Annotated in this window: 16 protein-coding genes; 9 read left to right on the top strand and 7 right to left on the bottom strand. The window is 45.3% G+C overall.

The window, feature by feature from the left end; all coding sequences use genetic code 11:
• Window positions 1-41 precede the first annotated feature (41 nt).
• The 3 genes from ACYX4J_RS11315 (at window position 42) to ACYX4J_RS11305 (ending at window position 1731) form a co-directional block, all read left to right on the top strand.
• Window positions 42-737 carry a HupE/UreJ family protein gene (locus tag ACYX4J_RS11315; RefSeq protein WP_444886199.1) on the top strand — a complete coding sequence of 232 codons (696 nt, stop codon included), beginning with the start codon at window positions 42-44 and terminating at the stop codon, window positions 735-737.
• Window positions 738-801: 64 nt separating this feature from the next.
• A complete protein-coding gene (locus tag ACYX4J_RS11310) occupies window positions 802-1350 on the top strand; it encodes a hypothetical protein (protein ID WP_444908132.1) in 549 nt (182 codons plus the stop codon).
• A 45-nt stretch (window positions 1351-1395) separates the two neighbouring features.
• Complete coding sequence (locus ACYX4J_RS11305) at window positions 1396-1731, top strand: DUF6488 family protein (protein ID WP_444908133.1); 336 nt, start codon at window positions 1396-1398, stop codon at window positions 1729-1731.
• A 154-nt stretch (window positions 1732-1885) separates the two neighbouring features.
• Here ACYX4J_RS11305 and ACYX4J_RS11300 read toward each other — a convergent pair whose 3' ends face one another.
• The 4 genes from ACYX4J_RS11300 to ACYX4J_RS11285 all read right to left on the bottom strand — a co-directional run bounded on the left by ACYX4J_RS11300 (window position 1886) and on the right by ACYX4J_RS11285 (window position 5655).
• Entirely contained in the window at window positions 1886-2884 is a 999-nt protein-coding gene (locus ACYX4J_RS11300; RefSeq protein ID WP_476176622.1) for a zinc-dependent alcohol dehydrogenase family protein, read from the bottom strand.
• A gap of 101 nt (window positions 2885-2985) precedes the next feature.
• Entirely contained in the window at window positions 2986-3831 is an 846-nt protein-coding gene (locus tag ACYX4J_RS11295) for an enoyl-CoA hydratase/isomerase family protein (RefSeq protein WP_444913179.1), read from the bottom strand.
• 33 nt (window positions 3832-3864) lie between these two features.
• On the bottom strand, window positions 3865-4683 hold the full coding sequence (locus ACYX4J_RS11290) for an SDR family NAD(P)-dependent oxidoreductase (protein WP_476176621.1): 819 nt from the start codon (window positions 4681-4683) through the stop codon (window positions 3865-3867).
• Window positions 4684-4686: 3 nt separating this feature from the next.
• Window positions 4687-5655: an LLM class oxidoreductase gene (locus ACYX4J_RS11285; protein WP_476176620.1), complete on the bottom strand. Its 969-nt coding sequence runs from the start codon at window positions 5653-5655 to the stop codon at window positions 4687-4689.
• 258 nt (window positions 5656-5913) lie between these two features.
• On the opposite strand from ACYX4J_RS11285, the gene ACYX4J_RS11280 reads away from it, so the two are divergent.
• Window positions 5914-6822 carry a LysR family transcriptional regulator gene (locus tag ACYX4J_RS11280; RefSeq protein WP_476176619.1) on the top strand — a complete coding sequence of 303 codons (909 nt, stop codon included), beginning with the start codon at window positions 5914-5916 and terminating at the stop codon, window positions 6820-6822.
• Between the two features lie 124 nt (window positions 6823-6946).
• On the opposite strand, the gene ACYX4J_RS11275 is transcribed toward ACYX4J_RS11280, so the two are convergent.
• Window positions 6947-7690 carry a glutathione S-transferase family protein gene (locus tag ACYX4J_RS11275; RefSeq protein ID WP_444908139.1) on the bottom strand — a complete coding sequence of 248 codons (744 nt, stop codon included), beginning with the start codon at window positions 7688-7690 and terminating at the stop codon, window positions 6947-6949.
• A gap of 706 nt (window positions 7691-8396) precedes the next feature.
• On the opposite strand from ACYX4J_RS11275, the gene ACYX4J_RS11270 reads away from it, so the two are divergent.
• The gene (locus ACYX4J_RS11270; RefSeq protein ID WP_444908140.1) at window positions 8397-9647 is read left to right on the top strand and encodes an anthrax toxin-like adenylyl cyclase domain-containing protein; all 1251 of its coding nucleotides are present in this window, start codon (window positions 8397-8399) and stop codon (window positions 9645-9647) included.
• Window positions 9648-10041: 394 nt separating this feature from the next.
• Here the strand turns inward: ACYX4J_RS11270 and ACYX4J_RS11265 are convergent, their stop codons facing one another.
• Complete coding sequence (locus tag ACYX4J_RS11265) at window positions 10042-11028, bottom strand: alpha/beta hydrolase (RefSeq protein WP_476176618.1); 987 nt, start codon at window positions 11026-11028, stop codon at window positions 10042-10044.
• Between the two features lie 445 nt (window positions 11029-11473).
• Window positions 11474-11893 (bottom strand): TraR/DksA C4-type zinc finger protein, encoded by a 420-nt coding sequence (locus ACYX4J_RS11260; protein WP_476176617.1) that lies wholly within the window; start codon window positions 11891-11893, stop codon window positions 11474-11476.
• A 124-nt stretch (window positions 11894-12017) separates the two neighbouring features.
• Here ACYX4J_RS11260 and ACYX4J_RS11255 point away from each other — a divergent pair, with 124 nt between their 5' ends.
• The 4 genes from ACYX4J_RS11255 to ACYX4J_RS11240 are packed head-to-tail and all read left to right on the top strand — an operon-like array spanning window position 12018 to window position 14410.
• The gene (locus ACYX4J_RS11255) at window positions 12018-12380 is read left to right on the top strand and encodes a MerC family mercury resistance protein (protein WP_282933009.1); all 363 of its coding nucleotides are present in this window, start codon (window positions 12018-12020) and stop codon (window positions 12378-12380) included.
• A 9-nt stretch (window positions 12381-12389) separates the two neighbouring features.
• Window positions 12390-12899 carry a ZrgA family zinc uptake protein gene (locus tag ACYX4J_RS11250; RefSeq protein ID WP_282933008.1) on the top strand — a complete coding sequence of 170 codons (510 nt, stop codon included), beginning with the start codon at window positions 12390-12392 and terminating at the stop codon, window positions 12897-12899.
• Between the two features lie 3 nt (window positions 12900-12902).
• On the top strand, window positions 12903-13370 hold the full coding sequence (locus ACYX4J_RS11245) for a Fur family transcriptional regulator (RefSeq protein ID WP_282933007.1): 468 nt from the start codon (window positions 12903-12905) through the stop codon (window positions 13368-13370).
• Window positions 13370-14410: a CobW family GTP-binding protein gene (locus tag ACYX4J_RS11240; protein WP_476176616.1), complete on the top strand. Its 1041-nt coding sequence runs from the start codon at window positions 13370-13372 to the stop codon at window positions 14408-14410. The genes ACYX4J_RS11245 and ACYX4J_RS11240 overlap by 1 nt, the downstream gene beginning before the upstream one ends.
• The last annotated feature ends 117 nt before the right edge of the window (window positions 14411-14527 follow it).

Genomic DNA, 14527 nt, shown 5'->3' with positions numbered 1-14527 from the left:
TTCACAAGAATTTAGAACTTTAATAACGGGAGATAGTAACGTTGCACAATAGTTTAAAAACAGTTTTCGGTTTGATGGCGCTGATAGCAGGTATGGTGATATCTATGCCACTATTTGCCCATGGAGTGGACGATGCTACCAAGACTTTTCTTGCCGGCAACGAAGGGGTATCTATTATTCCCTTTCTATATATTGGCGCCAAGCATATGGTGACTGGCTATGACCATCTGCTGTTCCTGGTGGGAGTCATTTTCTTTTTATATCGATCAAAAGATGTTCTCATCTACGTAAGCTTCTTTACGCTCGGTCATAGCTTGACCCTTTTATTTGGAGTGCTAAACGACACCCATGTGAATGCCTATTTGATCGATGCCATTATTGGATTATCCATTGTCTATAAAGGCTTCGATAATCTCGGCGGCTTCAAACGGGTTTTTGGCTTCCAGCCTAATACCAAGGCTGCCGTACTGATTTTTGGGCTTTTCCACGGTTTTGGTTTGGCAACCAAATTACAGGAATTCAAGCTGTCCAGCGATGGGTTGGTGGAGAATATCCTGGCCTTTAATGTCGGAGTAGAAATTGGTCAGTTTGTTGCGTTGCTGTTTATTCTTCTCGCCATCAATTATTGGCGTCGCTTTGACAGTTTCCTGCGCTTTTCCACCATGACAAATACCTTGCTAATGAGTGGTGGACTGATGTTGGTGGGTTACCAGATGACAGGCTACTTCGTAGGTTAGATAGCCAGGAAGTGACTTTATAAAGTTAATTGAACAGAAAGAACACAGATTTAGAGCTTACAGAATGAATACAACTGAAATGCCAGTGCAGACTGCACAAACGCTGATTAAATCCACACTTGCTGCTGGTGTGCTTGCAGCCATTATGTTGACCACAGTAATCCTGCCAGCTGAATACAATATAGATCCTACTGGAATTGGCAGTGCACTGGGGCTGACTGAATTAAACAGTCAAGAGCAGGAAGTTGCGGTACCAGAAGTAGTGCAGCGTGGCGAGCAGTCCTTTGCTTATCGGACTGACACTACAACTATTGAAGTGCCCGCTGGCCGTGGAATTGAATACAAATTTCAATTGGATAAATACGGTCATTTGGAATATGAGTGGGTAACGGAGAGTGGTGAACTTTACTTTGATTTTCACGGCGAACCCACAGGCGATACTACCGGCTACTTTGAGAGCTTTGCTATTGCTACCGCAAATAAAATGAGTGGCTCTCTCACTACGCCTTTTGATGGTTCCCATGGCTGGTATTGGAAGAATAACGGTCAGGAATCTGTGAAGATCACTCTAAAAACAAAGGGGTTCTACGAGGTTATTGGACTCAAACAGTAACGTTTTTTATCAACATTCGCTAAAACCGAGAAGAAAGAGAGCATTATGAACAAACTTATTCGAGTCATCTGTGTATCAGTTACCTTAGGCTTCGCAAATCTTGCTTTCGCCCATGGTGACCATGAGAGAGACAATTTTGCTACCGTATCGATGGCTGAAGCTAAGGGCATCGCCAGCCAGGAAGTGGCTCGCCTAATCAAAGAGGGCAAGCTCAACAAGTCCTGGGCCGACATGCCACTCAATGCTGCAATACAGCGTGTTGATAACCAGCGACACTGGGTTGTTACAGCGAAAGAGCAGAGCGGTGTTTTGAACCAGCAGTTGCAAGTCTTCCTGAGTGCTGAAGGATATTTTCTTTCTTTCGAAGTGGTGAATCGTTAACTGATAGGTTTATGTTCAGGTAGCGGCAGATTCGCCGCTACCTATTATTTTAATAGCCTGGCTCGAGCAAGAGTTATAGCTGTTTTTTTGTGTTCTTAAGTAGGTAGATTTGGTAATAAACCCTGTTGATAGAGGTGACTATCCAATTTGCCAGTTACTCAGTTGACTCAATACTTACAACAACTTTTCCCATAGTTTGCCCACTTGCCAGCCGCTCATGGGCCTTGCCAATATCAGACAAACTATAGGAAGTTTCATCAAGCACAGGTTTGAGATCGCCTGCTTCAGTAATGGCTTTTAGTGCTTTTAAAATATGTCCGTGTTCCTCACGGTGATAATTGTGTAGCATTGGAATTAACATAAAAATGACATGCAAAGACAAGCCTTTAAAGTGAGCAGGCGTCAGGTCAAGTTCTACCATGGAAACGGTAGTAGCTACTTGGCCGTTGAGTTTTGCTGCCTCAAAAGAGTTCGTTATATTTGCACCACCGACTGAGTCGAATACTATATCGAAGCCTGCTCCGTTGGTGTACTTCAGTACATATGACTCAACCGATTCAGTCCGGTAGTTAATAGGCGTTGCCCCCAGTTTTTCAATCATTGCCAGTTGAGGATCTCCGGAACCTGTTGAGTAAACATCAGCACCAAAGTGACGAGCCAGTTGTACAGCTATATGACCCACACCGCCCGAGCCACCGTGAACAAGAACACTTTGTCCAGGCTTAACCCCCGCACGCTGTAACCCTTCGTAGGCGGTTATGCCTACTAAGGGCAAAGCTGCTGCTTCCCGCATGGTCAGGTTCTCGGGTTTCAGGGCAATTAAGTTCGCGTCTGCAACAATATATTCGGCTAATGTTCCCGGCAAGTCAGCCAGTCCACCTGCGCAGCCATAGACTTCATCGCCCACTTGATAATCGGTTACACCTTCGCCAATCTCTTCAACAACACCAGCGAAATCCATACCCAATATTGCCGGGGCTTTCGGTGAAAGGGGTAATGCAGGTCCCATTTGGCGAATCATGGTATCTACGGTATTGACGCTGTTTGCTGATATTTTAATCAGTACATGGCCAGCTTTGGTGGTCGGCTTGGGTACTTCAGCAGCTTCAAATACGTCTGGGCCGCCAAAGGTATTTACAATCATTGCTCTCATTTTGATTCCCAAAAAGTGTACTTTCTGTAGAGTTTTGTCTAAGTGTCCGAAGTAAGTAGGGCATCGCAGTCTGTAAATCGTCCAATACCCAATTGCTACTGCTAGTTTATTTTTTGTACATCCATAACCAGTTGGTTCCAGTTCCGCTGATTTTCAATATCGTGTTCCAACCCTTGTTCATCTGCGATAGAGAAGCGTTTTAGCGCAGGTGTTTTACTGGTTGCTTGATACAGCCAATAGGCCTCCGCTTTTAGCGCTTCACCGATAGGTTTATCGATGGACTCATAGACCGCCTGCTTACAAGCATTGATTGATTCTGCTGGAAATTGAGCGATTCTCTTCGCTAGGCTATCGACATACTCGCCAATTTCATCTGGCTCTAGTGCTTTGTTGATTGTGCCGAGGCTTTCCGCTTCGTCAGCATCGAAATCACGGGCGCTGAGAATAATCTCCAGCGCTTTACCCAGTCCTGTCTGTCGAGCCATCCTTGATGCGCCTCCCCCACAGGGGAGGATTCCCATACCCACTTCCATTTGCATGAATTTATATTTTCCTCGGGCTGCGAAACGCATATCGAGTGCCAAGGCCAGTTCATGGCCACCACCTCTAGCGAAGCCTTCTAGTTTGGCGATCGTTGCTTGGGGCACCTTACTGATGCGTTCACAGATAGCCTGTAAATCCAATAGTTGGGCTTCTTCGCGAGATACAGCTTCGTCAGACATATCTTTCAGTAACTCAGTATCGTAATGACATACCCAAACTTCCGGATTTGCCGACTGAAACACAACGACTTTGGTTTCTCGATCCCGTTCCAGGCGCATTGCCAGGCTGTTTAAGTCGGCCAGCATTTCTTGCCCTTGGACATTCACGGGACCAAAGTCAAATGTCACAGTTAGGATTCCGTCATCTTGCTTAGCCGTGAATGTGGTAAAACCTTCATATTTCATGGTGAATTCCTTTTAATTGAATACGTTAACGTCTTAGGTATTTTTAATGCCGAGTTTGTCGAGAGTGTTCTCAATTTCTTCAATAAGTACCTTTCTCTTTTTCACATCAAGCGCGTCTGGGTGCGGCTGGGACCAATTGCCTATGTCATTGTCAAAGTATTTACCGCTAGCGTTTGAGAACTCATCATCGAGTGCCGCCCGTACCAATATGTCGGCGCCGATACTTAAGTCTTTCCCTTGAGTTCCGTAGGCATCTTTCACCATTTTGCTACCCAGAAATGAGGCGGGATTGATTGCGATAAATTGCGGGGCCTTGTTACCAAGTGATTGGGCTAGCTGGAAGGACCACATGGTGAGAGCTAGCTTACTTTGAGCATAAGCGTCACTGTCGGATAGTTGTTGGTGACCTTTGAGCGCTTCGATGTTCACAGTTGCTTGCGCTGCAGAGGATAGATTGATAATGCGGCCATTGGCGCTAAACAGCGGCAATAGTTGTGTCGTTAACAAGTAGGGGGCAATAGCATTTACGATAAAACGAACATCGTAACCCGTGTCGGTTATTGGGTTCTGTACTTTAAATACGCCGGCATTATTGATAAGAACATCAATATTTGAATGTTGAATTTTTACCATTGAGGCCAGTGCTAACACATCTGATAAATTGGATAAATCTGCTCGGAATGTATCTATATGAACTTCCGGAGAGTTTTGCTTTATCACTTCTTTCGCATTCGCTAGTTTTGCATCACTACGACCATGTAAGAGCAAAGTTTGCCCCTTTGCTGCCAGTAATTTTGCAGTCTCCAAGCCGATGCCATCTGTACCGCCTGTCAATAAAATAGTCTTCTGCATTTGTTATTCCTTTACACTAAAATATGGGAGAATGACTTCCGAAATTGCTTTAAGAGTTTCTTTAATATCTGCCTGGTTAAATCGGAGGTTCAGGGCAACGTGGTTAACACCGATCTCTTCTCGTGACTTTAGATATTTGCATAATTGATTAATGCCCAGTCGGTATCCCAAGTGTATGGGGTGCGGTAAAGCATCCGGGGTATCGCTTATATCAATATAGAGAGGCTCCATAACCGGCTTGTTAATAGTCGAGTTATTTCGCAACTGCCTAATAAATTGCTCTTGTGCGGCATGTGAACGAGGATAGATGATCCAGCCATCTCCGTTGTCAACTAGCCAGCCTGAGGATTGCTGAGACGAGCCTGTTATCAGTAAAGGCAGGCTTGTTTCTCTCGGCTTGGGCAATATGTCCAGATCGCCGGAAATCGACCCCAGTGAGCTCTGAAATTGAGGGTAGGGTTCTGCTGCACGACGAATATATTCGTAGCTCTCCCTGAACAGTTTGCCTCGCTCCTGATATGAAACATTCATCGCAGGATATTCTTCCGGGCGATCCCCGCTGGCGACCCCAAGAATTAGGCGTCCGCCTGAGATTTGATCAACAGAGGCTGCAGCTTTTGCGATATGCGCTGGGTGGCGTAAGGGCAAAATGATGCTGGCTACACCGAGGGTAATTTTCGATGTCTGGCCTGAGAGCAGCCCAAGGTAGACGAATGGGTCAAAAGTTTGACCCGCATCGCCAAAAGAAGGCACATTGAAGGGGACATCTCTAAGCCAAATCGCGCTAAATCCCAATTCTTCCGCAAGTTGGACTCGTTCAACATGATCAAGCATCGTTGGAACTGGGTTCGTTGCGTAATTCTCTATGGGCACCACAAGTCCCACCGAGAGCTTACCTGGCTTAAACAGGGCGTTGTAACCCGCGTTGATACTGGCAAAACCGCAGCCCTGATCTTTGTATTTAGAGTGCACCGTGGTAACTCCTATGCTTCTCTGATAGGAGAGAATTGGAGGCCAAAGCTGCTAGCTACATAACCATAGACGGCTTGTGTCTGGTTATTTTCTGCGCCGCCATTCATAAGCACTCTTACACTCATCTTTTACCTCCCAGAAAGCCTAGGCCAGTCATCGATCGACGCTGGCTCGATCTGTGATTAAAGGCTAAAGCATTGGAATCTATGTATAAACGGCGTATAAATGGAATCAGAATTCGGTTTTTGGAGATAATAAGTGGATACAAATGGGGTTCGGCTATTCGTACTGGCTGCGGAGATGCTGAATATAAGCTCTGCGGGGCGGAGACTTGGATTGGCTCCCTCTGTTGCCAGTGCCCGCTTGTCCAAGCTCGAAGTTCATTTGGGGGCGGACCTATTTCATCGATCTACCCGCAAGGTCTCTCTGTCGATAGAGGGGGAGGAGTTCTTGCCTTTTGCCCGGGAGATCATCGCACAAGAGGATGCGGCTTTTGCTGCGCTGGGGCGTGGAAATTCCTCCGTGAGCGGAACGCTCAGGTTTGCGGCATCGAGCACTTTCGTTCAGCGCTTTATCGCGCCTATCCTGCCTGAATTCCTGGAAAGGTATCCTGGAGTCAACATAGAGCTGAAGCTCTCAGACACACAAGTCAGCCTTATCGAGGGCGGCTTTGATTTGGCACTGCGCAATTATGCGGTTGAAGATAGCAGTTTAATTGGTCGGAAGCTTGCGGATGACAGGCGAGTTCTATGCGCTTCTCCCAGTTACTTGAAAAAATATGGTGTTCCCGAAAAGCCGGAAGAGCTAGTTGCACATCAGCTTTTGGCCTTTATCAATTCAAAACCCAGGAAACTCATATCTGCGAGCGATCAGACTACTTATCAATTCCCACCTTCAAACAGCAGATCTCGAGTGATTTGTGATGATGGCGCCAGTATGCGTATAGCTGCGAAATTCGGGGTAGGGATTTGTATGAGTTCTTTTTGGAATATTAAAGCCGAACTTAATGAGGGGTCCTTGGTGAGAGTACTCCCTGGATATCATATAAGTGATCAATCGGCAATTTGGCTCGTTTACCCTAAATCCAATGTTCTAACATCCAAAGTGCGAGTATTTATTGATTTTCTCATTGAAAAAATCGGAAATCCTCCGATCTGGGGGCGATAAACTGGTTGATTAAATAATGAGGAAGCTAGAGAAAATTAGACTTCCTCACTTGGGCTACAACTTTATTCTGATCTATATCGGTAAGCTTTGAGTGTTATCTATAGAATTCAGAGGGTATGTAAGGCTAATTCAATAAATCTTTTTCTAATTTGTTGCAAATGTCTTCCAAGAAAAATCCCCCTTGTTTTTCCAGCCCCCTGGAAAGCTCCAATAGCGAATCTGGGTATTGATCGACATAGTTTTGCTGAGTAATGCTATCTCTCGTTTTAAACCTTTTATACCAGGCATTGAGCTTCTTGAAACGACGGGGTAGCCTTACATCATAAAATTCATCCAGGAACATGATCAAAGGAAATGTGACACAGTCGGCAATAGTGGGGGAGTTCCCGTAAATAAATTCGTGACTTTCATTGATAGCGGTCTCTAATACATCCAGTCGTTTAATGAAATAGTAGGCTCCACTATATCCGGCATCTTTAAACTGTAGTTCTCGCTCCTGAAATACCGGGCTGATGTTATGGTTCCAGATTGCCAAAATTGTGTTGGCTTCATCTGCCATGGTGGTTAACCTAATAACGTTGGCATAGTCGATCGCATTTTCCCCGATCATGCTTGGATTTGGGAATACTTTCTCTAGATAGTGAATGATCGCGAGGGATTCTGTAATTGAATTTTCATTATCTATTTTAAGGATTGGAAGTTTGCCATAGGGATTCAGTTCCAGTACCTCCGGCGGGGGCCATTTCTTCTCGACTTTGGGGTCATATTCCCTTGATTTGATATCCAACCCTTTCTCGGAAAGGTAGATATGTATTCTGCGTGGATAGAGCGCCCAGGAAAAGTTATATATCTCTAAATTGTCAGTCATTTGCAGCACCTTTGGTAACGTAAAGCGTCAGAGACTAATTTTGCAAATCCAACCTCTAGAAACATTAAAAGTTACATGAGTGAAGGTATTCATGCAACCTTTAATGTTACGTAATGGCATCTGCTTTTGCAGTGAGAAGAATTACCGGGCAGAGGCTCTCTAGGTATAAGCTGCCGGTGGCTACGAGTTTTTAGGCTTCCTGAGCCGAGCGATCCACGCGCGTCTTTTCTCTACATGTCTAAATTTAAAAGACCAAAATCTAAAAATGTCTGACCAAATTCTAAAGCCGAGAAAGTGGAATCTATGTAACTTTTAAACTGAGAGGCTATTGGGGCTTGGAGCTCATTTGGGGTAATAGATAATGATACTTTGGCCGTGTATTTGTACATACAGGATAGGGCATAGAAAGAGTCGGGAAATCGAAATGCTTAAGTTTTTACAGCTCGCAAGTCTGGTTCAGTTTAAGTTCACGGATATTGGTTTATAAATAGATACAGGTTTAAAAAGGTGGCCATGGAGTTTTAACCCTTCGTCTTTATTAGTGAAAGTTAGAATTTCAGTATTGAGGGTAGGCCAGAATAATTTCTTAGGATTCTTGCCCATTAATTTATTGCTTTCACAAAGCTCCCCAAATTTATCCGGTGACTTATGTTTGTGTAACTTAATTAGACTCAAGTGTAAGCCCCCAAAAAAAGGAAGTTGATATATGGATCTTATATTTAACAATGCTGCATTACGCCAAAACCTTATAGGTTGCCCTGTAACTCATGCTGATGCATTTAAGTCAACGGCCGCTTCTCATCGTTGCGTTATCATCGTTCGCGCAACAGGGCCAACGTGCACTCAATTACTTGAGCAGGGATATGATACAAAGGGATTTAGGATTCATGGGAAGTCATGTGATTGGGGGCCGATGGCTGGTTTTGTTTTACGAGACCCCCGGTTAAATAAACACGGGATGAGAAAAGCGGCCTATAACCGCGCCCAGCATCAAGAGGCATTCACTGATAACAACTCTGGCGCGGGATGGACTGCATCAACAACACCGCTTCGCTTGCATCAGGAACGGGTTGATTGGCTGATTCAGAACGGAAAGATCAATGTTACAAGAAAAACTCAAGATCGTTACGAAGGTATAGCCAGCCACCCCAGTGGCATTACTTTTCACTATTCTCTTATCAGGGTTAACACATGCTTGGGAGATATGTGGGGTGTTTATGTTGATAAGGAAAAGAGCAGACAGTCAGGTTTTATCCAGGAGCGGGGTAATATCGTTGTTCAGTATGACACTAAGTACAAAGACATGTATGAGCCGCTACTGGCGATGACCAATCCAGTGGAGCATCGTCATTTTCGAAATGAGCACCCTCTGAATGCCATTACCGGGGATTACGACTTATTTGCTATTTGGCCATTTAAGCAGGGGGCAAAGAGGTTTGATCGATATGGAGATGATCGTCGTATTCTAGGCACTGCTCAAGCTTGGTCGCAGCGCCAGCATATCGAAAATCAATTGGAGAGAAATTTCACTACTCAGAGGCAAGGCACCAAGCTGGGTAATATAACTAATCGGATTTATGAAGTAAGTCAGACTCTCAATTCCACTATCGGTGGTATCCGCAGCCCGAGAGCTGGAGCTGGCCAGTGGGGGCCATTCCCCAGAAGAAATGTACTTTGGCACAGTGATGAAGCCGCGCGTCCCTATGTCAATGACATAGATTTACCCCTTATTGCATTTACTCCCGCTCGCAGTGAAGTGGTTATTCAAACTTTGCAGGCTTTTAGGGAATTTATCGCAATGTGTAGAATACATGGTGTCCATGTCACTTTGGCAGAGGGTTGGGCAATGAACCCTACCAATAATAAGCCCGACCGATTGGGGCAAGGGTATGGAAGATTTGTACCTCGCGACTGGCACTTTGGTCAGTGGATCGTTCCACCTTGGTACAATGCTTAATAGAGTTATTATGTCGATGTCTGTGGTTACTTGAAAAGTAGCCACTACTTCTCCGGAGGCTGGTTGTTAACAGCGTTTTTTGGAGCGGTCCTTTTAGGTAAAGTAGATGATTCTGTGTATATTTGAGATGTTCAATATATACAGAGAGAGGGTGTGTGCGGAAACAAATACATTTATCCAGGCGGCAGTCAAATGAAGTGCTCCAATCTAGTCAAGCTCACCATAAGCTTGTGGAGCAAATCATAGAGCATCAACCTACTTGGAAGTCTGATAAGGGGTTTCTACTTCAGGTGGTAGCTCTCGTGGGATGCGCAAGGTTGTAAGGGGGGCGACGGAATAGTACTAAACTGACATCAAAGATAAAATAGGAATTTGTTCCCAATTTTTTGTGTAACTAACTTTGAGTGCTGTTAAGCCATTTAATAATTTCTTTATGTTCGACTTCTCCTATTGTATTCATGCTTGGGTGATATCTGCCAGTAATTTTAATTAACGTTACATTGTCTTTTTTCAAGTTTTCATAATCCACATAAGGAGATATTTGGTCTGAATCTGAGAGTATTAGTAGTGTTGGAACCTTGGAGGACTTTAGGAGTGGTATTATCTTCGTGTCATCCAGATTGATTTTGGCTTTCTCTAGAGCCAGAATGGCACCCTTGCGAAAATCTTTTTCAGGGATAATTTTGCTAAGTAGTGGGTGGTCACGTTTTGCATAATTGTACACAGCTTCATCAAATGATGGCATTGGGGCCGAAAGGATAATTCCACTAATGTCTTGTCGTTGGAAAGAAATATGGGCTGCCGTTAATGCACCCATCGAATTTCCCAGAATATAAATATCCTCATCTTTAATGACGCCCTCTTTAATTAAATTGTCAATGAGGTAGTTAATATAATTGCTGTCATCCACTCCGTATTTTTTATTGCCACCTGAATCACCATGACCGAGAAGATCTGGAACAACAACCTGAAACCCAAGAAAACGGAAGTATAAAGATGAATTGATCATAAAATCTTTGGAGGTGCGAAATCCATGCAATAAGATTACGGTACCATCGTAACTCCGCTCCATAGAGTTTCTGGTTAAATCGATTTTAACATTGTTCTCTTTGTCGCCTTCTCCATGCTTTACGGAGTACTGAAGTTTGTTATCGGTTAAAGGTGGACCATAGTAATAGCTAATACAGTTCTTTTTTTGCAGTGGGCAATATTTGTCTTTTTTGAAGTCTAAGTCTTTAATTTGATCGGCAGTTATTCTGTTGTTAAAAGAATAATCTTCAGCATTGTCTATAAAGCTTGCGATCCTTTGGGAGCAGGCTGAAGTAGCTAAGCATGTTAAGGTAATGGCGAGTACTTCAATTAGAGATACTTTGGTTTTCATGGTTTTTGACTTTAGGAGGTTGCGGTAATTTACTCGCAGGATTATTCGTTTTTCTCTTGCCTTTGATATGTGCCATATAGGCAACCAGTTCTTCTGCCTGCAAACCTGCTGTGAGGTGTACTTCGTTTATAATTTAGGGCTTTTCCAACTTTTGCCCTTGTTTTGCGAAGGGGGCTTAGGAGTCTGCTGAGGTATTGTGTTTCGAACCAGCGTACGCCTAAGATGAGTACTAATTACTTGAGCCGGTTTGTACTTCTTCTAGGCTAGCGTGTGCCACTTATGTTGGGAGTCTAGGGTTTTGCCGAATAACTAAAGTGACCACTAAAGCCCTTCTTTGGTTGAGAAGGCTGTCGGCTATCCTCTAAGGCAGCATGAAAACCTCCATTCCTCAAGGTGCTACCGTGTTATATCTAGTCACAGCAAAGCGTGAGGCCGAGTATGGTGCTTACCTTTGCTTGCTGTAGTTGCGTTCCAGCATTTCCTGGCGACTTTTTTCTTCAAAGGAGAGTTCTGCAGTGGGCCTTAATAGCAGTCGCTGCAAGCCGATCTGATCTCCACTGATCTCACAGTACCCGTAAGTGCCATCTTTAATCTTCTCTAATGCCCGCTGGATCTTGCGCAGAAGTAGATGCTTGCGGCCGGTAAAGCGTAGGTGTTGCTGGTTCTCCTGCTCTGCGGCCGCTCGGTCCAGGTCATCAGCTAAGGCAAGGTTCGTGGTTGCAATAGCCTGCTGTCCCTGTTCAACCTCTGCCATTAGGTCGCTTTTCAATTCCATTAGACGATGCTGGAAGAATAATAGTTGTTTTTCGTTCATATAGTCTGAGGCGAGCATCCCCAGCAGTTCTTGCTCACTGATTCTTGGCATTCCATGAATCCCCTGTTCCATAGCTCACGTTGACTTGAAATATTAAATTGATGATATAACATATCATCATGTTGGCTGAAGTGTATGTGGTTGTCTTGGGTTCTCGTAGATTAAAAGGATTGTTGTGAGAGATACTTTAGGAATTTTGGCTTCTGGGCTTTGCTTGCTGCACTGTCTTTTGACTCCTTTGTTACCGGTATTGGGAGGTTTGGGGATACTGGGTGCTTTACAAGAGGACCAGTTTCTCCACTTGCTGTTGCTTGTACCCGTGGTAATTCTGGCCTTGGCCAGCTTCCCAGCCTCTTGCCGACGCCATCAGCGCTACGCGGTAATGATTGTTGGTTTCTCCGGGGCATTGCTATTGGTTGGTGCGCTATATATCGAGGGGGTATGGGAGCTAGTTGCCAGTGTTCTTGGTGCAGGCTTATTGATTGTTGCCCATTGGGTAAATCAGCGCTTGATTTATCGGGACGCTCTTGTCGAATAGGTGAAGATCATGAGGCTTGCAGGAGCATTGTTCGTTGTGTTTTTTTGGGCTGGCCCGGTGGCTGCAGAGGTGGGAAGCCATGTTCACGGTAAGGCGATGATGTACCTGGTGGCCGAAGCAGACAGAATCAGTGTCGAGCTGGAGTCGCCCACAGTCGACCTGGTGGGATTTGAGCATGCGCCACGTAACGATGCTCAAGAGCGGCTGTTAGAACAGGTTGCTTTTAATCTATCCAAGCCAGACCATTTTTTGGAGTTTGTCGGTGCCCAGTGCCATCCCTTAAGTGTGGAAGTTAAGGCGCCATATAGCGCAGAAGTTACCAGTGACAACTCAGTGCACAGTGGTTTCCGTGCTAGTTACCAATTCAAGTGTGATAATCTGGCAGAGTTCAACAGTGTCATTGTTACCCTGTTTGAGAGGTTTCCCGGTATTCATGGGATTGCAGTGCAATGGATCAGCTCCGGTCGTCAGGGGGCTGAACTGCTCACTGGTAAAGACAACAAATTGCAAATGAAATAGGCTATGAAAGCATCCCAAATCAAACAGACCCTGAGTGTGGCGGAACAAACCTGTCGCAGTTCAGGTGCCCGCCTGACTGAAAAGCGTAAGAACGTTCTTACCGTGTTGTTGCGGTCAAAAACTCCGCTCTCTGCCTATGAAATAGCGGAGCATTACAATGGTGACTTTGGCGACTCAATTCCCGCCATGTCAGTCTATCGAATGCTGGACTTCCTGGCAGCAGAGAACCTGGTTCACAAACTCAATTCAGAAAACAAGTACCTGGCCTGTGCTCATATTGCCTGTGACCACAGCCACCAGACTCCACAGTTTTTAATCTGCAATCGCTGCAGCAAAGTGCGGGAAATTGGCATTAGGCCCGAAGTCATTGATGCATTGCGGGATACGGTTGAAAGTGCTGGATATCATCTCCAGACATCCCAATTGGAGCTGGATTGTGTTTGTGATGAGTGCAGCCGGGATGCAGCTTAGTGGCAGCTAGTCAGTTAATACGCGGGGTACCTGCCAACGTTATCACTGGTTTTTTGGGCGTCGGCAAGACAACGGCTATCCGGCATCTCCTGGAAAGTAAGCCCGCTGATGAGCGCTGGGCTGTTCTGGTCAATGAGTTTGGAGAAGTGGGTGTTGATGGCGCACTTTTTGAACCAGAACAGGAAGGCAATATTTATATTCGAGAGGTACCTGGCGGTTGTATGTGCTGTGCTGCTGGTTTGCCGATGCAGGTCGCTTTAAACCAGTTACTGGCTAAGGCCAGGCCCCATCGATTAATAATTGAGCCGACGGGCCTGGGGCACCCTAGAGAGGTGCTGGCGGCTTTGTCTGATGCAGTGCGCGGCGGTGTGTTGGACCTTCGCGGTACGCTAACTTTGGTCGATGCTCGCTGTATTGAAGACGACCGCTACTTACGCAGTGAGACTTTTCGGCAGCAATTAGAAGTTGCTGATCTGGTAGTGGCTAATAAGTCTGATCTCTACGGCCCCGAAGACTTGCAAAACCTTCAGCGATTTCTCTCGTTCTTAGGTGAGAGCGCTGAAAAACCGCTGCAAGTGGTGGAGCAGGGGCGTATCGAATTGGATTGGCTCCAACTGCCCTGCAGTTTTCAGGTCTCGTCGGGGAGTGACCACCACCACCCAGTAACTCAGGCGGCGGATGAGATTGAGCTATTGCCGGAGTGTGGCTATCTCCGCTCAGAGAATAGCGGAGAGGGTTACTACAGCTGTGGCTGGCGTTTTAGCCCTGAATTTATATTTGATTATGATGCGCTCTTTTCACTATTCAGTGGCACTGACGCTGAGAGAATCAAGGGGGTATTTATTACCGAGCAAGGTGTATTTGGATTTAATAAGGCTGACAAAGTGCTTACAGTTTTAGAGCTGGATGACACATTGGAAAGCCGGGTAGAGGCGATTAACCAAGCGCGTTTGGATTGGGATGCAATGGAGAGCTCCTGGATCGCTGCCCTGGCGGATAACCAGGGTACCGAAACAAAAGTGTTTTACGAATCCAAATAGCTATATGGCCAGGTATTCAAATCTGGCCTGGCTTATTAGAAATTTTTGCATAAATTCGGTCATTTTTTCGCGGCCGTATTCCGTAAAGTTTTAATCTGACGTAAATCTCTGAAGTAA

The sequence above is a fragment of the Microbulbifer sp. ABM4_008 genome (assembly GCF_056311705.1).
Note: the sequence above shows the minus strand (reverse complement) of the source record. Positions and strands in the feature narration are given on the sequence as shown.